This window comes from Bradyrhizobium sp. SPXBL-04 (assembly GCF_051853035.1).
GTDB lineage: Bacteria > Pseudomonadota > Alphaproteobacteria > Rhizobiales > Xanthobacteraceae > Bradyrhizobium > Bradyrhizobium zhanjiangense.
Window position 1 is genome coordinate 2,720,404 of sequence record NZ_CP182472.1, and the last position, 21,087, is coordinate 2,741,490.

Genomic DNA, 21,087 nt, shown 5'->3' on the forward strand with positions numbered 1-21,087 from the left:
GAGCTCCCAGATGGACCTTAGTATCATTGTTGTAACGCACAATACACGTGAGATGACTATTGAATGTATCAAATCCATATTGGAACAGACGACTCGTGTGCAATATGAGTTGATCGTGTTGGACAGCGCGTCCACAGACGGCTCCTCTGAAGCGATCCGAGCGCAATTTCCGACGGTCAAAGTCATCACTTCCATACAGAATGTCGGTTTTGGGAAAGCCAACAATATCGCAGCGAAGAGCGCAACGGGGCGCCGGCTATTGCTCATCAATCCCGATACAGTGGTGCTGGACCACGCCATCGATCGTCTGAACGAATTTGCCGTCAACGCTCCGGAAGCTCGCATTTGGGGAGGGCGCACCGTCTTTGCCGACGGATCCCTAAATCCGGCATCATGCTGGAAGGATGCGTCTGTATGGAGCGTCTTCTGCTGGGCTGTGGGATTGAACACAATTAAGAGTAGCATGTTCTTCAATCCGGAATCCTATCCGCGTTGGAAACGGGATTCAGTGCGGCCGGTCGACATAGTCTCAGGCTGCTTCTTCCTGATTGATCGAGCTCTTTGGCAAACGCTTGACGGGTTCGATCCGGTATTCTTCATGTATGCGGAGGAGGCGGATTTGTGCCTGAGAGCACGGAAACTTGGGGCGCGCCCAAGGATAACACCGACAGCGACAATCGTGCATTACGGGGGCGCTTCATACCCTCAGAAGAGTGAGTTTCGAATTCAAATGCTGGCCGGTCGCGTGACGCTGATGGACCGACATTGGTCCTTCCTTTCCCGAATGATCGGGAGAAAGTTGTATCTGCTGATGCCCTTAACACGATGGCTGGCATATGCTGGGGCGGCTGCCATCTTCCGGAAGGCGAACTATCGTCAGAATGCGAGTGAGTGGTACAGGGTGTGGGGAAACCGCTGGCGCTGGGCGAGTGGCTGGACAGAGGGAGCGGTAACCGCTGCTTGCGCGGCAAATTCCGAGACCGCAAGGCACGGGGGCTGAACGGCTTCGTGGCAAATCCTGGATGTTCGCAGTGGGCTCGCTGACCAGAGGCGCGATCAAGCGGCCTTGGTCCGAATATCTCTAATGCCCGTTGGCTTGAAGGTTCGCAGGAACAGCTCCAGGTTTACCAAAGACCAAAGTACTTTCTCGTTGTTTGCGCGCCCCTCAAGGTGAGTATTCATGAGCTCACTTATGACCGCGCTGTTACAGATGCGACTGATTTGCGAGGCATTGCTTGTCAGCATGTCGCGGAGGAAGTCCCGATAGGGGCCGCGGAACCACTCGTCGACCGGTATACGGAAACCAACCTTCTTACGAAGAAGGATGTCTTTGGGTATCGTCTTATCCATGGCGGCTCGCAAGATGAGCTTGCCCTTGATGTTGCCAACAAGGAAGCTGTCGGGAAAGCGTGAGACCAGCGCCGCCAGCTTGGTGTCCATATACGGCATTCGGCCTTCGATGGATCCCGCCATCATCATCCGATCTCCGCGCTCCAGCAGATTGTCCGGTAGCCAGGACGTCTGATCAAAAAAGAGCGTACGGCGGACAGGGGACCCGGTTCTTATGGAGAATGGATACGGCTCGCGCGGCTCCGGCGATATCAGCTGGCCAAGCAGGGCATTTCGATCTTCGGCCGTGACGCCGCCAAACCACACTCTCATTCGGTTGGCCAGATCTCGCTCGCCGGCAGCCATCCCAACGATCTTCGCTCTTCGCATCGTGTATGGCAGGGCTCGCACCGCGGGTCCTATCACACTATCATGCAGGGTTGACGGCATGATGCGGTGATACAATTCGATCCAACGCTCAGCGCGATGTTTTGGGTAGCCGCCCATGAGCTCGTCGGAGCCCTCACCTGTCAGCACCATCTTCACCGTACGAGAGGCCAGCTTCGACAAGATAAGGATGGGGATGTCTGCAGGTTCAGAGACAGGTGCGCCTCTCCGCACCACGGCCGTAGGCCATTGTTCCATGAACATGTCTGGTTCAACCACGACTTCATGATGATCAGTATCGAAGCGCTGAGCGATCATCCGTGCGAAGCCGAGCTCGGAGTATTGTGACTCACGGAAGCCAACGGAAAAAGTGCGCACCTTGTCGGAGGTCTGGCGAGCCATTATGCTGACGATGGCCGATGAGTCCAAGCCGCCTGACAGGAACGCGCCAAAGGGTGCATCGCTGCGCATTCGAATTCGCACGGATTCATCGAGCGTCTCTCTGAACATTTCGATCGCGTCGTCGAAATCCGTGACGTCGGGAATCGTCGTTGCAAATGGCGGGACGTAATAGCGGGTTATCGAGAATCGTCCATCTTGCCAGAGCGCGTAACAACCAGCCGACAGCTTCGTCACGGCTTGAAACAAAGTGGATGGGCCGGGAACATAGCGATTCAGGAGGTAGTCCTGGAAGGCATCGTGATCCAAACTTCGATCGATTCCGGGAAATTGCATAATCGGCTCGATCTCGGAGCTGAAGATCCAAGCGCCAGGCATCTCAGAAATGAAGAGGGGCTTTTTTCCGAACTGGTCCCGGCCGACAAGCAAGCGTTGCTCATTCATGTCCCAAAGCAAGAACGCGAACATACCGCGGAAACGAGCAACCGCCCCCGGACCCCACGCCCGATACGCCTCAATGATCACTTCTGTATCAGAGGACGTCCGAAATTGATGGCCAAGTTCAGCAAGCTCCTTGCGGAGCTCGATGAAATTGTAGATCTCGCCATTGAAGACGATGACGATCTTCTGATCGGCGCTCCACATCGGCTGAGTGCCGCCCTGTATGTCAATGATCGAGAGGCGCCGATGGCCAAGTCCTACTTGATGCCGCATGTTGGCGCTGTCGCCAAGCCAATATCCGGAGCCATCAGGGCCACGATGTGCCATCAAATCCGTTATCGATACGAGCGTGTTGTAATCCTGTCGTCGAGATCCGGCCAACACCCATCCGAAAATTCCACACATCAGTGTACCCTATTCTGCGAGTCTAGGCACGAAGTTAAGATTGTCCGATCCGCCGCTACTCGTTCATCGTCGTCGCAACACATTCTGTACCGCCAATCGCGCCTGCAATGGCGGGCACCAAAATGCGACAAGCCGATTCTGGTATCGGATGCAAACCGTCTGGAATGCGCTCTCTGAGCTCTTGCTTCGTGAGAGTGTTCCATGCACTAAAATTGTCTATGTATCCTGTGCCCAATTCATCGGCGAGGAGCTTGTAGTCATCGTAGTAGGCGTTTAGCCGGGGTCGAATGCTGCCGCGCAGGCCAGAAGAGGGGTTCATTGTCATGAGAAAAATCTTCACGTGAGGCTGGGCGGCTCTGATGGTCCGCACAATGTTTCTGACGTTTTCTCGACTTTGTTTGAGTGACATCCCTTTGAACAGCGCTGCATCGTTTACAGCAAACTCGATTAAGACGATGTCCGGCTGCGCAAGAATGACTTCATCCAGAATCGCAACTCCCCATTCAGACGTTGCGCCGTCGCGACCAAAATCAAGAAGGTTGATCGACCGCTGGAGACATCTGGCCAAATGCCTTTCAAGCGGGGTGAGCCAGCCGCCACTGTGAGTGAGACTGGTTCCGAGTGCCGCCACCCTCATGGGCTTCTGTTCGGCGCTAGCCGCAGCCAAGCCGCCGCAATCGGTAGCGAGGCAGCATGCAAGAAATGTCATAACGAGCTGCGAGAACCTCATTGGCTAGCGGACCGGCGCCAGTTCAGTCTGAGCCGCTGTCTCCGCAGCCTTGGCCCTTGTGAAAATGTCTTCGCGAATGCCCCATTTGCCCGTCCGAATTCCAGAATGAATTATTCTTGCTGGATTTCCTGCGACAACGGAGTGCGAAGGGACATCGGTGGTTACCACCGAGCCGCTACCGACGACACACTCGTCTCCGATTCGAACGCCCGGCAGAACGATCGAATAAGCGCCAATAAAGCAGTTCTTGCCGATATAGGTGTCAGTCATGACCAAGCGGGACATGTCGTGTGTGAGGACAACGGCATGGAAGGCGACATAGGTCCCAGCATCGATGTGTACGCCACTCGGATTCGTCAGGTCCAAGTTGGCCCGCAGGGATATCTTGACGGTCGGGTGGATATCCATCTTGACGATCTTGCGCAGGAACCATAGGCGCAAGCCAACCAGTCTTTCCCGCATGCCCAATGCGCCAGCGAGCACCAAGGCGCGCTTCTTTCTAGGGGCTTGAATTGCCAGATGCATAGTTCCTCCTAAGCGGACAAACGGGCTGCTCAGCTGGGACGCGAAGCATCGCGGGTCACGTCGCAAAGAGCAGCCTTCAACCGATCCGTCGCGTCGTCCTAATTGGAACGGCTCCCTGTCTGAAGTGCAGCTCGGGCTGGCAAGAGCCCAAGCAAATTCACCGATGACACTATCTCTGCCTTTCTAGCATTCGGCCACAGTTAAATAATTAAATATTTAATTTGACCCGGCGCGGCGATTTAATATACATTATTTGAATTAAGGCCGCAGTAGATTTTTAGGTGCGCCCAGAAATTCCGAATTCGCGGATCGAGGGAGCCTGTTCATGCTTCAGAGCTTGATATTGCAACACCGCCGAATGCACGCCCCGGGGCGCGGCTGTCGACCGAAGCTGTTGGCGGTCGCCTCGGGCGGAGGACACTGGGTGCAGCTGTTGCGCATCAGAGATGCCTTCGAAGGTTGCGAGGTTATTTTCGTCACCGTCCACGAGTCCTATCGTGCGCAAGTGCCCGGTCACAAATTCTACGTGGTCAACGATGCGAACCGCTGGACCAAGTTCAAACTTCTAAAGACTGCGAAAAGCCTCACCAGCATCATTTGGCATGAGAGGCCCGATATCGTTGTGTCTACGGGGGCTGCGCCAGGATACTTGGCGCTTCGGCTCGGACGAATGATGGGCGCGCGAACCATCTGGCTCGATAGCATCGCCAATGTCGAGCATCTTTCAATGTCCGGATTTAGAATCGGCCATTCGGCCGACCTCTGGCTGACTCAGTGGCCCCATTTGGCGCGACCGGAAGGCCCACATTACGAAGGCTCGGTGCTATGATCTTTGTGACGGTAGGGACCCAGGGACAATTTGACCGTTTGGTCCGGACGGTCGACCAATGGGCTGGCTTGCGTGGAAGGGCGGATGTCTTCGCCCAGACCGGTCCATCAAGCTATCACGCTGAACATATTCATGCCGAACCGTTTATTGATCCTACTGAGTTCAGGAGACGCGTAGAAGCGGCGAGCCTTGTGGTGGGACATGCCGGGATGGGCTCGATCATCACGGCTCTCGAATTGGGAAAGAAGATCCTGGTCATGCCTCGCCGCGCAGATTTAGGTGAGCACCGGAATGACCATCAGGTCGCAACCGCAAAGCGCTTCGCTGAGCAAGGTCGGATCATGGTCGCTCTCAACGAGAGAGAGTTGGTTGATAGTTTGGATCGTCTCGGAATCGTTGGCGCGGCTGAGCGGCTTGGCGCACAGGCATCACCGCACCTCATCGACACGATCCGGACATTTATCGGAACGGAACAGCCTCACCCGTGAGGACGAGGTGGGCCGAGATCCGTGAAGTGCAACTACGAAATCGTTGATGGTTCATCTTTGCGCCAGGGGGCATAGTTCATGGCAATAGGCGTGGCCGCCCGCCCGGCTAACCTCAGTGGCATCTACGGTCGGAGTATATCGAGGGGGACTCTCGATGACGCTGAACGACAGCATGCTTTCATTATATGGTTCGCGTTGATTGGAGTCCTTTTTCCGCCAATCCTGATTTCGCTTGGAGACATCAATGTTACGCCGGGCCGTGTCGCCGTAATCCTGCTCTTGATTCCTGCGCTTGTAATGTTGTTCTCGCGTGGCCGAAACAGAATTGCATCAGATTATTTTGCAATTGCTGCCGCGATCTGGATGGTTGCATCGACAGCCTTTAACAATGGATTCAGGCCCTATGTCGGCGCGGAAGCGCTCGAATTCATCGGTGCCTACATGGTCGGTCGCGCCTTCGTTTTCGGCCCGTCGAATTTTGAAACGTTCGTCCGGGCGCTCAGACCGATCACGGTCACGATCATTGTGCTTGCGGTATTTGACGTCCTGCTCGGTCGCTACGTGACACTGGATAGCTTCGGCGTACCAAACTTCGTGGCCGGGCGTTTCGGATGGGTGCGCGCATCCTCGGTATTTGAGGGAGCAGAACACTATGGAACATTCTGTGTCGCTGCCGCCGCGATTTTTCTCTATGCGGAGCGGGGCATCAGTCGCTTCGTGTATGTCAGCCTCTGCTATTTCGGATGTGCCTTGTCGCTGTCATCAGGACCTATGTTTGGCTTGGCGATAGTCACGGCCGTATCTTGTTACGACCGCATCATGAAGGGGTACGTTTGGAGATGGAAGGTTCTGATCACCGTGATTGCCCTCTTCTTGGGAGGCATATTCCTGATTTCCAATCATCCGATCGCATGGATCTTGACGCACTTTACGCTGGATTCCCAAACAGGATTTTTTCGGCTGGGTACCTGGAACTTTGCGCTGCCCTTGATTGATCAATCTCCCTTTGTCGGGCACGGTGTCGTGTCTCTCGGCGAGCCAGGAGATGCGCTGATCTACCTCAAGAGCGTGGATTCTCTTTGGCTGCTTGAGGCACTCCGGTACGGTCTGCCGGCAGTGATCCTGTTGCTGATGACGATGTTCTCGCCACTGCTGAAAGGCGCACCCGCCATCGGCACGGGCCATCCGCAAACGGGGCTCACCTTGGCTATCGTAGCAACCGCCCTAATTGGGCTGACGGTTCATTTTTGGGATGCAACATGGCTATTCTTGAATCTGTGCGTCGGAATCAGGGCCTCCTTGGCCGAGTACCAGTCGAGAGAAATATGGCGAGCAGAACTCGCAGTTCGCGCCCGGGGCTTCAGTTTTCCAATGGGCCGACAGCTGCACCTGACTTGAGCGCTTGTTCAGCGCCGTGAAAGGAGCTCGCGACTCGCGGCTGCCAGCGACGTGAAGCGCGTCTCGTTCAAGGCGTCGGTCAAAATCTGCTTAAATCGCGTCCAGCGCCCGCGGCCACTTGGCCATCTTCCCGCTCGCTAACCGGGGTGTTTGGCAGGGACGCGCAGTATCGCCGGTCATGTCAAAGAAGGCGGCCTCCAACAGATCAGTTGCGTCGTCCCAAGTGTAGCGGTTGGCCGTCCTGAATGCGGCGTCCGACATGCCTCGCCATTTCGCGTCAGTTAGCCTCAATACCTCTCCTAACCGCTCAGCAAGCTTCGTCGGGTTTTCGACCTCGACCAGAAAACCGTTGATGCCGTCCTCCACAATGTCCGGCGCTCCACCCATGTGTGTCGAAACCACCGGACATCTGCATGCCATGGCCTCGAGCATCGGAAGGTGAAATCCTTCGCGCCGGCTGCCGCACAGCCACACATCGCATTGGCCATAGAGCAGCCGAAGCTCACTCTGGGCCGGGAGATAATGAAACTCCGCCCAGGCCGGCAAAGGGAGTCGTGCCGAAACCGGCTCCGCTCCGAACGCCACCACGCGCAGATCGCCCATCTGTCTTTTGACTTTCTCGAGCGCAGCCAGGCTCACATCGACTCCTCGCAGGTGTAGAGTCGAATAAAGCATCCCTACTGTAGGCCTGTCGCGCTTACCCCGTGGCGATGCATGGAATTGTCCAGTATCAACGCTATTGGGAATTAGGTGCACGTTCAAATCGTCAAACCGATCCCGCGCGAGATCCACCAACCATTTCGATACCGCGATCTTATGCAAGGGTAGTCGCCAAGCCGCATCGATCGCCCGCTCCCAATGGCCCGGCGAAGTTTCGTATCCCTGCAGCAGAATTGCTTTTGCCCCTTTCCGGGGCGACAGTGCCGTCACCCATGGCGCGGTTTTCCAGTACGTGGCCAATACCACGTCAGCATCCGGCACATCATCATCCACGACCGGCCTCGCTGACTCGAGCACGCGGTGTGGCACCGCACAATCGTCAAAAAAGGAAGGTTCGCGCCCCGGTTCCGTCGGCCATCCAGTGCCGCGCGCAAGCGACTTCATCTTCCCTAAGAGGGATCTCTTTGCTCGCGGTTGTGAGATGACCGTTACCTCATGTCCGCGCCGGTGCAGCCGTTCAGCGTAGATCGAAAGCACCCGAATGCCGCCGGAAAGGCCCGCATGGGGCAGCACGAACGTCACGCGCATAAGTTCTCCACGTCTAAGCTAGAAATGCGTCGACGGAAATGTCCTGGAGACACGCCCAAGGGAAGGTGGACAGAGATCATGAGCATCCCACAACCCTATTCCTTACCGGCGCCTACCGGGGTGCTGCGATTCCAGACAATTCCCCGGTTGGTCGATCGCAGAAGAGTGAGCATCCTCCATGCTCGATAAGAGCGGATAACAATAAGTATTCCCGAAGCCCCAAGCCGAGCTGGAAGCCCATCAATTCGGTCGGATCTTAGAACCTGAGCTATGTCAACGATGGGCGAGCCGAAAACTGCAGCCGCACGGGCGACCCAAAGAAGTTTCCAATGCCTTCTCCCGCGAGCTGCAGAAAGTGTGTGTTGAATCAGGCGGTCCCATTGAATGCACAACTGACCAAGCGACGGGCGTGCCGGATGAAACACGATCATTTGCGGAATGTACTTAAACGCGAAGCCGCAAGCGCGCGCCCGGGCTCCCCAATCCTTGTCTTCGGCTACGGCAATGCCCCCAAACGGACCCACTCTGTGGAAATCCTCGGCGCGTACAGCGAGATTGCCGCTGCCGGAAAAGCCGTAATACTCCACGTGCAATTTTTGACGATATCCGAAGATGCTTTCGAATGCTTCTACCGCCCCCCATCTTTGGGGATCTTTACGCCAAATCTGCACGTCTCCGCCTAGAATACTGTTCGGCGGGAGAGCATTCAGGGCGTTTAGGGCTGCAGAAAGCCACTCTGGGTGAGCTCGGCAATCGGCATCGATAAAGCAATAAATCTTGCCGGCGGCGTGTCTTACACCGAGGTTTCGAGCCGGACCAGGTCCGGGCTCCAATTCGTACAACAGGCGAACACCCCGATACCGGGCAACGACTGCTTCAGGCCTACAGGCTGAGCCGTTGTCGACGACGATGACCTCGAAGAGCGCGCGATCCAAAGTCTGCGCCTGTAGGGAGGCAAGGCATGCGGCAAGGCCCTCCGGTTGATCCAGGTGCGGCACAATGACTGAAATCGAAGGTTTGGGCGGATGTGTTGGGGTCATTTGTGGCGAATGTCTGCTAATAGTTGAACCGAGATCGGGCGATTAAAGCCGGAGTTCGTGGAGATCTTACCGACCCGGCTTCACCGGACCGATTAGTGGATATTAATTATATAATTTTGCGTCTTTGCATTAAATAGAATTATATTGATATATATGAAATGCGCAATGGGAGCGTGCCGGACGGCATGTTCGAGCATGTATCTTCCGCCATGCCGGCGCCCGTCCCACATTGCGATGCTCAGGAATTCGATGTCGAAACTGCAGTGCGGGTGGCCTGTCGGGGGCTGCGGGTGCCACGCGCCAGCGTCCATCAGCCGCCCCCTGCGTAGGGGTATCACCATGCCGGAATATAGCCGTCGCTTCATTGCGATTGCCGTGATTTGGATGTCGCTCGTCTCGTTGAGTCTCGCGGAAGTTGCGAAAGCGCCGCGTCTCGCGAAACCGCCCCGCGGTGCGGTCGTAAGTCCTAGCGATGGGGCGGCCAACGCACCTGCCAACACGCCGCAATTGCCAACGTTATTGGATGGCTACGCGGCCCGACCGACCTGGAGTGTGGCGGGCGTCGACTACGCTGTCGGATATGCAAGTGGAACGACCCTCAGCAACCCGTCGACCATTTCCATGGCTGATGTGTCGGTCGACCAGGTCAATCACATCATTAATATCACCGGAAGCAATGTCACGCTCAGTGGCTATGACTTCTCGCTTGATGGCGGCTGGGGAGTATCCGTCAATGGCGGATCGAACGTCACGATCGAGAACAGCAAGTTTGTGGTCGGTCGTAATGGCAAGACGCCAATTTACGTTAGCCAGAACGCCAGCAATGTAACCATCAGGAATAACCTGATTGATGGCGCGGGCTCCTCGGCGCAGATCTTGGTTGGCGTGAATGGTACGGGCACCACTATCATCCAATATAACATGATCCAAAATGCGTGGGGCCAAAACGTCGTCATGAGTTCGGATGTCGGCGGCGAGACTTGGATCGTCCAGTATAACGTGATCAAGGATGCCGGATTAGGCTTCAGCCAGGGAGCGCATGGAGACTGGATCCAGACCTATAATCTCCCGGGCAAGAATACTGCCGACCTTGAAGTGAATTTCAACACGTTCGTGCAGACGGCGCCCATCTCTGCCGGTCGCACACAGGGCATAAGCGCCTTCTCAGCGAACAACGGTTCTGATGCGGGCGGAGTGCAGACCGAGTCGTTCAACAACAACACGTTCATTGCCAGGAACGGTGCCTACGTCAACTATGGCATCATCCTGGACACCACGCGACTGATTGGATCTGCCACCATTCGAAACAATAGCTTCGATACGACAAATATCGGTAGCGCCAATGGCGGCGGCGGCGGTTGGCAGTATGTCGGCAACTACAACGGTGCCAACGGCGGTCCATACCGTGGGGTGGTTACTCAGTCGAACAACGTCAATATGACGACGGGATCATACTTCAACCAGCGCGGTACCTCGATCAGAGAAGTGGTTGCCTCTCGATCGGGCGGGAGCGCCGGCACCGGTAGCACAGTTAATCTGACGCTCGAGTTCAGTGCGCCAGTCAAGGTGACGGTCTCAGATAAAGCTCCGACCCTCACCCTCAGCGATGGCGGCGTCGCGACCTATACAGGCGGATCCGGTGCCAGCGGTCTGATCTTTAGCTACGCGGTTGCCTCCGGCCAGAACGCACCATTGTTGGCGACGGCGATCAACCTCAATGGCGCAACCGTGAAGAATAGCGTTGGCCAGGTGGTTGACTTAGCGCTCGCTGGGATTCCTCAGACTGGCCCACAGATTTCCTCGTCGGGCACCGATCAAATCCGTCCCTAGACCCATCGCGCTGAGCCAGGCGCAATGTGTGTGCAGCTTTCCTGCGAGAGGCAGGAGCGCGCGAGCGCTGCATAGGATCGGATCTATCCGAACGGCGTTGTATTTTTCCGACATAACGAAGGCCGGCGGGCGCGCGATCCAATCGCCTTCACCGGTCGAGGAAACCAGTATCGGTGTTCGTGACTTACGTACGTGGCGCGCGAAGGACGCGCGCATCCGTTGAATGCTGGAAGGGGGGCGCGCCAGCGTCATGGCCAGCTGGATCAATGCAGCCCCAATCGTGGATCGAGGGTGAATTCTGGGCTCCACGACCTCGATCGTCCCCACGGTTCGGCGGGCTGCACCGGACCTCTTCGTCGGCCACCATGCGAACGAATGCATGCATTGCGGAATCGCGGTCGCCAATCGAGTGATTGGCAGCGCACCGCAGAATAGTGATCCGTCCCGCCGCGCCGAATCGGCGAGACGATTTCCGCCGGATCGAGACGATGCCGCGACTAGCACGAACCGCGCGCAAATGGCGACGCTGACCAATTCGATAATGCGGGTTCGATGTTGATGCATCGCGGCCGATTTTCGGATGCGCCACGTTGACGTTCGTTCTCCAAACGCGGCGGCCACAGCCGTTGGTGCAATTCGATAATAATCCGCTCAGGTAATTGGTTCAGACTCGTGCGATTAAGGGCATGAAGTGGAATCGCAGTATTATCCAGCAAGTAATAATAATCGTTGAGCGCGCCTTTGAAAAAAGGAGCTGGCGCGCTTCTTTGATTATCGCTTTGGTTATTTAATCCTGTGGACACGATCAGCATTTGTGGCAATCGCAGTGGCAACTTTGGCGATGCGCAGCTTAAATTACCTTAGCGGAGCCCCGATGTTGTCCTAAAAAAGTCCCCGGTGATCGACCATCGAAGCAAGCCTTCGTGCGGCACGTGATTTCGCGTTTGGGGTGGATCCTGCATATGACGTTGAGCGCGTGCGTGAAGAACAAACTGTCTCGAAACAGCTAAACTGGAGAAAAGCCTGATGGCTCTGAACGACGGTCTGGCCACTGCGCCGACCAATACACCGCAACTGCCAACGCTATTGGACGGCTACGCAGCCCGACCGACCTGGAGTGTGGCGGGCGTCGACTACGCTGTCGGATATTCAAGTGGGACGACCCTGAGCAACCCTTCGACCATTTCCATGGCTGGTGTGTCGGTCGACCAGGCCAATCACATCATCAATGTCAGTGGAAGCAACGTCACGCTCAGTGGCTATGACTTCTCGCTCGACGGCGGCTGGGGTGTATCCGTCAATGGCGGATCGAACATCACGATCGAGAACAGCAAGTTTGTCGTCGGTAGCAATGGCAACACGCCAATCTACGTCAGCCAGAACGCCAGCAATGTAACCATCCAGAATAACCTGATTGATGGCGCGGGCTCGAGCTCGCAGATGTTGATTGCTGCGGACGGTGCGGGCACCACCACGATCCAATACAACATGATCCAAAATGCCTGGGGCCAGAACCTCGTCATGAGCTCCGATGTCGGCGGCGAGACTTGGATCGTCCAGTACAACGTGATCAAGGATGCCGGGTTGGGCTACGAGCAGGGAGCGCATGGAGACTGGATCCAGACCTATAATCTCCCTGGCAAGAACACCGCCGACTTCGAAGTGAATTTCAACACGTTCGTGCAGACGGCCCCTATCTCGGACGGCCGCACACAGGGCATAAGCGCCTTTTCGGCGAATAGCGGTTCTGACGCCGGCGGCGTGCAGCATGAATCGTTCAACAACAACACGTTCATTGCCAAGAACGATGCCTACGTCAATTACGGCATCATTCTTGATACATCGCGACTGATTGGAACTGCGACCATTCAGAACAACTACTTCGATACGACCAATATCGGCAGCGCCAATGGCGGCGGCGGCGGCTGGGAGTACGTCGGCAACTACAACGGTTCCAGCGGCGGCCCATACAATGGGACGGTCACACAGTCGAACAACGTCAATATGACCGCCGGAGCCTACTTTGATCAGAGTGGGACACCTCCAACGGGCACATCGACACCGACAACGAGCGCCCCGGCTGCACCGACGCCCACTACGGCTCCGGCAGCGCCCACTATTGCCTCATACTCCACCGACAGTGGCGTCGCCGGTGATGGCGTGACGAACGACAACACCGTCGAGCTGAAGGGATCCGCCGCTGCCGGCAGCACGGTGAAAATCTACGACGGTTCGACCCAGATCGGTTCGACGACTGCGACTTCGACCGGCAGCTGGGATTACATTACGAAGGTCCTGACCGACGCCAAGCATACGCTCACTGCGACCGCGACCAACTCGTCGGGCCAGACCAGCGCGGCCTCGGCTGCGGTGGCTGTCACCGTCGACACGAAGGCACCAGCTGCGCCGACGATCGCGAGCGACACCGTCAACTCTGCCAATCAGGTGGTGGTGACGGGGACTGCCGAAGCGAACAGCGCGATCAAGGTGTATGACGGAACGACGCAGGTCGGGACGGCGACAACCAACTCGAGCGGCGCTTGGAGCGTCACGACGTCTGCGTTGTCGGCCGGTTCACATGCGCTGACGGCGAAGGCCACTGACGTTGCGGGCAACGTCAGTGCTGCGTCGACGGTCGTGGATCCGGTCATTGGTTCTGGATCGTCGGGCTCCACCGGCTCGGGCACGTCCGGTTCGGGTACCTCGGGTACGGGCACGTCCGGTTCAGGCACCTCGGGTACAGGCACGTCCGGTTCAGGTACCTCGGGTACTGGTACGTCCGGTACTGGCACCTCGGGTACAGGCACCTCCGGCTCGGGCACGTCGGGCACCTCCACAGCGCCGGCCGCGCCGAAAATCGCCTCTTTCTCGACGGATAGCGGTGTCGCCGGTGATCACATCACCAACGACAAGACCCTGACCTTGGCGGGGACTGCGGCTGCCAACAGCACGGTCAAAGTGTTCGACGGCACGACCCAACTCGGCACCGCTACAGCGGACGCCAATGGAGCCTGGCACTACACGACTGTCGCGTTGCCCGATGGCAAGCATAGCCTCACTGCGACGGACACCGTCTCTGGCGTCACCAGCAAGGCATCGACTGTGCTGGATGTCACGGTGGATGCTGCTGCCCCCGATGCTCCGGTTCTGCTCAGCGATGTGACCAGTCATCATCGTGCGACGGTGACCGGAACGGCTGAGGCGGGCAGCACGATCAAGGTCTACGAGGGGACGACCCTGCTTGGCACGGGGGCGACAGGCGCCGATGGACATTTCAGCGTGACGACCTCTGGCCTCAAAACCGGATCTCACACGTTCGTCGCCTCGGCCACCGACGCAGCCGGCAACACCAGCGCGTTGTCGCAGCCGATCGATCCGCCAATTGGCTCGCACGGCGGCAACGGCACCTCGACGGTGGAAGTCACCAACGTGCGTCCGCACTGGGATCATACCGCGACGATCAAGGGCACTGCCGATCCCAACAGCCAGATCAAGCTGTTTGACGGCACGACCTCGGTCGGTTCGGTCACGGCGGGCGACAACGGCAAGTGGAGCTTCCACACCTCCGATCTGTCGGGCAAGACCCACGCCTTTACCGCGGAGCAGGTCGATACGACCGGCCACGTGGTCGGGACCAGCTCGGGCGAGGCGATCATCGGCACGGGCCGCAGCAATACGCTGACCGGCACCACGGGCAATGACATCATGGTCGGCAAACGGGGGGCGGATAGCTTCGAGTTTGCGTCGAACTTCGGCCACGACGTCATCAAGGACTTCGCTGCCCGCGGACCTGCCCACGACACGATCGAGTTCAGCAAGGGCGTGTTCGACAGCTTTGCGAGCGTTCTCTCCCACGCGGCCCAGTCGGGTCACGACGTCGTCATCGCGACGGGGAGCGACACGCTCACGCTGAAGAACACGCAGCTCGACAAGTTGAACAGCCATGACTTCCATTTCGCGTAGTCACGCGTTCAGCGACAGGGTGTAGCGACCAATCTGCGGTGCAGATCATGGAAGGCGGGGGATGGTCCCCCGCCTTCTTTTTATTCTGGCTACCTCTATTGATCTGCGCCTGAGCGGCTTCGCGGCGTTCGCAGGATGCAGCCCCCGGACAGGATTGATACGCGCGACTTTAGCCGGTGCCGCTTCGTGCAATGGTCATTCTCGGACCGGTCGCGACAAGCAACCGAGCGCCTCGTGTCGCTACACTTTCTTCGCTCCGGTCTTGCTCGACTCCCATCGCATTAAGAAAGATCGCAGGTACGTGGAAATAAATAGAATTAAATATGGTGTAAGGAGTCAGCCTCGTACTCAGGTGGGCTCGCCGGGCGTTTAAGCAAACGATTTCTGTGGGCTGGGGCCGTGCCGCAATACAAGCGTGTTGAGTCTCGCTGTCTGGCATGACATCAGAGAAATTCGCGACGGTTTTAATAAGAAGAATCACGCGATTATTTCAGTGCTGTGAGTTGACGCGCTGGTTAAAAAAACCTCAGCCCGGCCCCCATCTGGTCCCAAAAAAGCCCATGGCGACCGGCACGTGAGGCCAAGCTGATTAACCACGAAGTGGTGGATACAGATCGCCACGACATCGCGCTCTGCGAACGACTTCGTAGTGGAGTACGTGTCGAAGAAACTGGGAGAGCAGATTAAATGGCGGGATGGCCATCACGTCACGCTGGTACCGGCAGGCGACACGCTCAAGTTGCCCAGGCTCGGTGCGCAAAATCGAGCTGACTTCTACTTCGCGTAACAGTAGTTCGACGACAGGGAAATCAAACTCAGGTCTGCCTTGGTGATCTTCTTGGGGATCGTCACATAAGGCACGTTTTCAAGGGCGGGAGTCATGACAAACTTTGAACGGTGGGGGGTAATCCCCCTGCCAGCCAGCCGTTATCGGATCCAACTTTCGCGTTTGACGAGAATTGGGGCCGTCGCACGACAGTGGGCGGAAGATGCCGAACTGCGGACGCAAGGGCCGATCGCCTGGGCGAAGCGCCTCGTCGAAATCTTGCGGCGACGACTGTTCTCCGGTCTCCCGCGGCCGGCTAGCGACTATGATGAGTCGCAGTCGGAGCTGTCGGCTTTCCTGCGGTCCTGCCGCCGGATATTCTGGGCTCTCGCGGCCTTCAGCGGGATGAGCAATCTCCTCATGCTCACCGGCTCGTTTTTCATGCTGCAGGTCTACGATCGGGTGCTGCCCGGGCGCAGCATACCGACGCTGATCGCCTTGATGGTTCTGGCCACGGTGCTTTACCTGTTTCAGGGCGGGCTCGACCTCGTCAGGAGCAGGATCAGCGCCCGGGTCGGCCGGTATTTCGATGAAAGGCTCGGCGTTCGCATATTCGACGCGCTTGTTCGCCTACCCTTGAGGACCAGAGCCGATGGCGACGGCTTGCAGCCGGTACGGGACCTTGATCAGGTCCGCAGCTTCCTGTCGAGCGGAGGGCCGACGGCGCTGTTCGATCTGCCCTGGATGCCGATCTATCTCGGCGTCTGCTTCCTCTTTCACTTCTGGATTGGCGTCACTGCGCTGGCCGGCGCGCTGGTGCTGGTCGGGATTACGATGCTCACGGAAACACGCACGCGAGGCCCGGCAAAGGCGACCTCGCGCCTCGCCGTTTCGCGAACCGCACTGGCGCTCGAGGGGCGGCGAAACGCCGAAGTTCTGCAGGCCATGGGCATGCGGCAACAGGCGGCCTTGCGTTGGCAGGATGTGAACGCGAAGTATCTTGCGGCCCATGAGCGGGCCAGCGATGTCGCGAACGGACTTGGTGGTGTGTCCAAGCTTTTTCGAGCGATCCTGCAATCGCTGGTTCTTGCCGTTGGCGCCGTCCTCGTCATCAACCAGGAATCGACGGCCGGCATCATCATTGCCGGATCGATCCTCACCGCGCGGGCACTGGCGCCCGTCGAAATGGCCATTGCGAATTGGAAAGGATTCGTCGCCGCGCGGCAATCGGGGCAACGGCTCGATCGTCTGCTGAAGCTTCTGCCCTGCGAGGAGGAGCGGTTGGCATTGCCTCCTCCTGCTGAGACTCTCACCGTCGAGCATCTCTATATCGGCGCGCCGAACTCGGAGAGGCCCACCATCAGCGAAGTGTCGTTCCAACTGCGGAGCGGACAGGCCGTTGGAATCATTGGGCCGAGCGGATCCGGCAAATCAACGCTGGCACGTGCGCTGGTGGGTGTATGGCCGAGCATGCGAGGCAGGATCCGGCTCGACAACGCCGCGCTCGATCACTGGTCTTCGGACGCCCTGGGCAAGCACATCGGTTATCTGCCTCAGGACGTCGAATTGTTCGACGGCAGCATTGCGATGAACATTGCACGGTTCGATCCGCAGGCGACGGCCGCCGTTGTTCTGGAGGCCGCGCATGCCGCGGGCGCGCACGATCTGATCCTTTCGCTTCCGGACGGCTACAGCACGAAAATCGGCGAAGGGGGACTGGCCCTGTCCGCTGGGCAGCGGCAGCGCATCGGTCTCGCACGCGCCTTCTACGGCAAACCCTTCCTGGTCGTGCTCGATGAGCCCTCCTCCAATCTCGACGCGGAGGGCGAGGAGGCGCTGACCGAGGCGATCCTGAACGTGCGCCGCCGCGGTGGGATTGTCGTCGTCGTCGCGCATCGTCCGAAGGCGCTTGAAGGTGTGGACCATGTCTTGTGCCTCGGGGAAGGCAGGGTTCAGTCCTTCGGCAAGAGAGAGGAGGTTCTTAGGAAAGTGTTGCGAAATCCGGTGCCTCTTAAGGTCGTCGCGGAAGCTCAAGGAGGAGGCCGATGAGTGGTCAGGTAGTGCCGGCGCTGCAATCCATCCAGCGTTACATGATCGTCGGAATGATCATGTTCGCTCTGGTGACCTTTGGGGTCGGCGGCTGGGCGACAACGACCCAATTGTCGGGCGCGGTGATCGCCCAAGGCGTGGTCGTAGTGGATTCGAGCGTGAAGAAGGTCCAGCACGCCACCGGCGGGATCGTGGGAGAGTTGCGCGTGCGGCAGGGCGACCGGGTCAATGCAGGCGACGTTTTGATCCGCCTCGACGAGACTCAGACGCTCGCAAATGCGACCATTGTTACGAACAGCATCGATGAGCTGCTCGCGCGGCAGGCTCGTCTCGAGGCCGAGCGCGATAGCGCCGAGGAGCTTAAGTTTCCCAAGCTGTTGCTCGACCGGGCCAAGGAGAACAACTCCGAGGCGAGCCGAGTAGTCACCGCTGAGCGGAAGCTGTTTGACCTACGTCGCCAGGCGAGGAGCGGCCAAAAGGCGCAGCTGCTGGAGAAAAGCGCGCAGCTGGAAAACGAGATCAAGGGCTATACGGGGCAGACCGAGGCCAAGCAGAAGGAAGTCGATTTTATTCGCCAGGAGCTGGAAGGCGTGCGCAGCCTTTGGCAGAAAAATCTGGTGCCGATCACGCGGCTCAATTCCCTGGAGCGCGACGCTGCCCGCCTCGAAGGTGAGCGCAGTCAGCTGGCTGGCATGATCGCTCAGTCAAAGGGCAAGATCTCCGAAATCGGACTCCAGATCATTCAGATCGACCAGGACCTGCGAACGGAGGTCGGTAAGGACCTGATCGAAACGCGCTCGAAACTGTCCGAGCTGGGCGAGCGCAAGACTGCGGCGGTCGATCAATTGAATCGGGTCGATATCAGGGCACCGCAGTCCGGCCGCGTCCACGAGCTCAGCGTCCACACGGTCGGGGGGGTGATCTCTCCCGGCGAGCAAATCATGCTGATCGTACCTGACGCGGATTCGCTTGCAATCGAGGTCAAGATCGCACCGCGCGATATCGACCAGGTCTATGTGGGGCAGACCGCGACGATGCGCTTCGCGGCGTTCAACCAGAAGACCACACCCGAAATCGACGGGGAGGTCAGCATGGTCTCGGCAGACATTACGCAGGATCAGCGTGCCGGCACGAGTTACTACACGGGGCGCGTCCTGCTGAAGCCCGAAGAGCTGGCGAAACTCGGATCGGCCAAGCTGCTGCCCGGCATGCCGGTGGAGGTCTTCATCAAGACGGCCGGTCGGACCGCGCTGTCCTACCTGCTCAAGCCGCTGCACGATCAGGCGGAGCGTGCATTCAAGGAGCGGTAACACCCTTCAGTATCGTCGGGAGGAAACTCATCGGCAACAACGCTTCCTCGTCAATGGTGAGACGGTTCGATAGCATTTCTTGTGCGGGAATCGCCTCACCAACGAGTGCGCAACGCTGTTCCGCGCCCGCGCGTCCTCACGCCGGTCCTGCTAGATTTTCCCGATGCGATGATTGGCGGTCATTTCCAGGATATGCCAAAGGGTTTCTGGGCGGGGCAGGGTCCAAGTCGCGTTGCCAGATCGACTCGCTCTACGGTATTCCGCACCTACTCCCCGACGGTAATTCCGATAGTCGAGAACAGTCGCTGCCAGGAGCGGCCAACGGGCGATCGGGAAGCGAGCTTGGACCAGCCGTCGCTTGAACTGCAGACGGGGAATGAACCGGCTGCACATGGACAAAGGGACGTCCACGCCCAGCAACTCGGCCAACGCGACGAGCTGACTTTCGAGCGCATTTCTCGCCAGCCTGCTCGGCGCCAAAGAAGCCAATAGGTCCCAATGAATGCCGTCCCGAGAATCAGTCAAGCTTCGCAAATCAACGAGATGCCTCAAGTCAATTCCGCCGACCCAATAGTCGTAGTCCTGAAATTGATCATGGATAGTCAACAAAAGCGCTTGGTAAGTTGGTGTCGGCACATAGGCGGAGCCTGGACCAATTGAGGTCAGTTGACAGTGGTCTAACACGTGACCCGAGGAGCTGTAGAAGTACGCTGGGCCAGGCAAGCTTCGGTGGAGGTCGATCATTCCAACGTCCTGCGACCGTTTGAGGTCCGTTCTCCATTCCTCACTGTCGACGGGAGTTTGAGAGTCGATGGCATAGCCGATGTCGGACAGCGCCTCGATCGCCGTCCGGACCTGATCCGGCTCAACCATAAGGTCAAGGTCGGCCATAATCTTGGTCCCGCGCCGTCTACGCGGGGCCGTCGCGAGCGTTGCCGCTCCTTTCAGCAACGTGGGCGTCACCCCACACTCATTGAGTGCGGCAACTGCTTCCGCGATTTGAGCAGTCAGGCGATCGTTGCGGATCTGATTGCGCTGATAAATATCGCGCACATAGGAACGAACGTCTTCCGGCAAACTTTGATCGAATCGATCGACGAAATCGATCAGCGCGGGAGTCGTCAGCGTTTCGTTAGCTAATCCGATGAGACACAGCCAGTCTGGACGCTGCGGTATCGCGCCACGTAGACACTCACAGAGGCTGAGCAGCGCAGTGCTATGACTGGCCATGGCGGAGATCCACCAGCACGCGCCGGACTTCTAGCTCGTCCGAATAAGTTAGCGGGAAGGACTTGGCGGCGGAGATCGTTCTCATCAGCACAGAAAAAACCTTGCTTGATATTTTGCGATTGGCCTCAGTGTCGCGCCCCAACGGAAATACGGCAGTGGAAACCATCCCAGAGGACAAGACTAGCGAATTACTTTGATTATTTGCGGCACAGCTCGCGCATGGACCGCGAGCTGAATTGTTTGATGGTGGGCGAGCGCCGTGCGGAGACGATCACGCGGCGTCTAGTCCGGTTTGCGCCGACGACGCTTGAGCATCCAGTAGGCGCCATAGGCGACTGCGGCGAAGGATATCCCTGCGCCCGCGAGGGGCCCCGGTGCACCCTGAGCTGTCCCTTGACCGACGTAAGTGTACGATTGGTCGGGAGGAAAGAACAGAGTAGCCGTGAAATAGACGCCGGCCGGCACCGCTGCGGCCATTGCAAGAAAAATCGCAAGGACCCATCCAGGTAACGTCATATTTTATTCCTTTCGACTGCTGTTGTAATCCGGCTAGATTAAATGGCGCCATTTGATTAAATTAAAAACCACCAATTAAATAGTCTGTCAATATCAATCTTAGGTATAAAAGTGAAAATTGCCTGCGACCAGACGACGCCGCGCGCTTTTCTAGAACCAGGCATCTGAGCCCGCGGTTGCCGCGATTATCGGAAATTTTGACGT

The 21,087-nt window shown here is 57.8% G+C and carries 15 protein-coding genes; 8 read left to right on the top strand and 7 right to left on the bottom strand.

What is annotated here, in order from left to right; all coding sequences use genetic code 11:
- Window positions 1–10 precede the first annotated feature (10 nt).
- The gene (locus ACNJX8_RS12705) at window positions 11–1,000 is read left to right on the top strand and encodes a glycosyltransferase family 2 protein (RefSeq protein ID WP_439360866.1); all 990 of its coding nucleotides are present in this window, start codon (window positions 11–13) and stop codon (window positions 998–1,000) included.
- A gap of 56 nt (window positions 1,001–1,056) precedes the next feature.
- Here the strand turns inward: ACNJX8_RS12705 and asnB are convergent, their stop codons facing one another.
- From asnB to ACNJX8_RS12720, 3 genes are read right to left on the bottom strand one after another with little or no spacing between them, the layout of a single operon-like run.
- Complete coding sequence (asnB, locus tag ACNJX8_RS12710; RefSeq protein ID WP_439360867.1) at window positions 1,057–2,961, bottom strand: asparagine synthase (glutamine-hydrolyzing); 1,905 nt, start codon at window positions 2,959–2,961, stop codon at window positions 1,057–1,059.
- A 55-nt stretch (window positions 2,962–3,016) separates the two neighbouring features.
- Window positions 3,017–3,670: an SGNH/GDSL hydrolase family protein gene (locus tag ACNJX8_RS12715; protein ID WP_439360868.1), complete on the bottom strand. Its 654-nt coding sequence runs from the start codon at window positions 3,668–3,670 to the stop codon at window positions 3,017–3,019.
- Window positions 3,671–3,694: 24 nt separating this feature from the next.
- Complete coding sequence (locus tag ACNJX8_RS12720; RefSeq protein ID WP_439360869.1) at window positions 3,695–4,216, bottom strand: acyltransferase; 522 nt, start codon at window positions 4,214–4,216, stop codon at window positions 3,695–3,697.
- A gap of 358 nt (window positions 4,217–4,574) precedes the next feature.
- Here ACNJX8_RS12720 and ACNJX8_RS12725 point away from each other — a divergent pair, with 358 nt between their 5' ends.
- From ACNJX8_RS12725 to ACNJX8_RS12735, 3 genes are all read left to right on the top strand, one after another.
- Entirely contained in the window at window positions 4,575–5,045 is a 471-nt protein-coding gene (locus tag ACNJX8_RS12725; RefSeq protein WP_439361902.1) for a UDP-N-acetylglucosamine--LPS N-acetylglucosamine transferase, read from the top strand.
- Window positions 5,042–5,533: a glycosyltransferase gene (locus ACNJX8_RS12730; RefSeq protein WP_130212118.1), complete on the top strand. Its 492-nt coding sequence runs from the start codon at window positions 5,042–5,044 to the stop codon at window positions 5,531–5,533. The genes ACNJX8_RS12725 and ACNJX8_RS12730 overlap by 4 nt, the downstream gene beginning before the upstream one ends.
- 78 nt (window positions 5,534–5,611) lie before the next feature.
- Entirely contained in the window at window positions 5,612–6,931 is a 1,320-nt protein-coding gene (locus ACNJX8_RS12735; protein WP_439360870.1) for an O-antigen ligase family protein, read from the top strand.
- 90 nt (window positions 6,932–7,021) lie between these two features.
- On the opposite strand, the gene ACNJX8_RS12740 is transcribed toward ACNJX8_RS12735, so the two are convergent.
- Both ACNJX8_RS12740 and ACNJX8_RS12745 read right to left on the bottom strand, forming a co-directional pair.
- On the bottom strand, window positions 7,022–8,179 hold the full coding sequence (locus ACNJX8_RS12740; RefSeq protein WP_439360871.1) for a glycosyltransferase family 4 protein: 1,158 nt from the start codon (window positions 8,177–8,179) through the stop codon (window positions 7,022–7,024).
- A gap of 95 nt (window positions 8,180–8,274) precedes the next feature.
- Window positions 8,275–9,219: a glycosyltransferase gene (locus tag ACNJX8_RS12745; RefSeq protein WP_439360872.1), complete on the bottom strand. Its 945-nt coding sequence runs from the start codon at window positions 9,217–9,219 to the stop codon at window positions 8,275–8,277.
- Window positions 9,220–9,558: 339 nt separating this feature from the next.
- On the opposite strand from ACNJX8_RS12745, the gene ACNJX8_RS12750 reads away from it, so the two are divergent.
- The gene (locus tag ACNJX8_RS12750) at window positions 9,559–11,049 is read left to right on the top strand and encodes a right-handed parallel beta-helix repeat-containing protein (RefSeq protein ID WP_439360873.1); all 1,491 of its coding nucleotides are present in this window, start codon (window positions 9,559–9,561) and stop codon (window positions 11,047–11,049) included.
- Window positions 11,050–11,546: 497 nt separating this feature from the next.
- Here ACNJX8_RS12750 and ACNJX8_RS12755 read toward each other — a convergent pair whose 3' ends face one another.
- Complete coding sequence (locus ACNJX8_RS12755; RefSeq protein ID WP_439360874.1) at window positions 11,547–11,861, bottom strand: hypothetical protein; 315 nt, start codon at window positions 11,859–11,861, stop codon at window positions 11,547–11,549.
- Between the two features lie 214 nt (window positions 11,862–12,075).
- Between ACNJX8_RS12755 and ACNJX8_RS12760 the strand changes: the two genes are divergently transcribed.
- From ACNJX8_RS12760 to ACNJX8_RS12770, 3 genes are all read left to right on the top strand, one after another.
- Window positions 12,076–15,012 (top strand): Ig-like domain-containing protein, encoded by a 2,937-nt coding sequence (locus ACNJX8_RS12760; RefSeq protein WP_439360875.1) that lies wholly within the window; start codon window positions 12,076–12,078, stop codon window positions 15,010–15,012.
- An 880-nt stretch (window positions 15,013–15,892) separates the two neighbouring features.
- Complete coding sequence (locus ACNJX8_RS12765; protein WP_439360876.1) at window positions 15,893–17,827, top strand: type I secretion system permease/ATPase; 1,935 nt, start codon at window positions 15,893–15,895, stop codon at window positions 17,825–17,827.
- Window positions 17,824–19,137 (top strand): HlyD family type I secretion periplasmic adaptor subunit, encoded by a 1,314-nt coding sequence (locus ACNJX8_RS12770; protein ID WP_439360877.1) that lies wholly within the window; start codon window positions 17,824–17,826, stop codon window positions 19,135–19,137. Before ACNJX8_RS12765 ends, ACNJX8_RS12770 begins: the two co-directional genes overlap by 4 nt.
- Before the next feature lie 150 nt (window positions 19,138–19,287).
- Here the strand turns inward: ACNJX8_RS12770 and ACNJX8_RS12775 are convergent, their stop codons facing one another.
- Window positions 19,288–20,367, bottom strand: coding sequence for a nucleotidyltransferase family protein (locus ACNJX8_RS12775; RefSeq protein ID WP_439360878.1), 1,080 nt, complete (start codon window positions 20,365–20,367; stop codon window positions 19,288–19,290).
- Window positions 20,368–21,087: the final 720 nt, after the last annotated feature.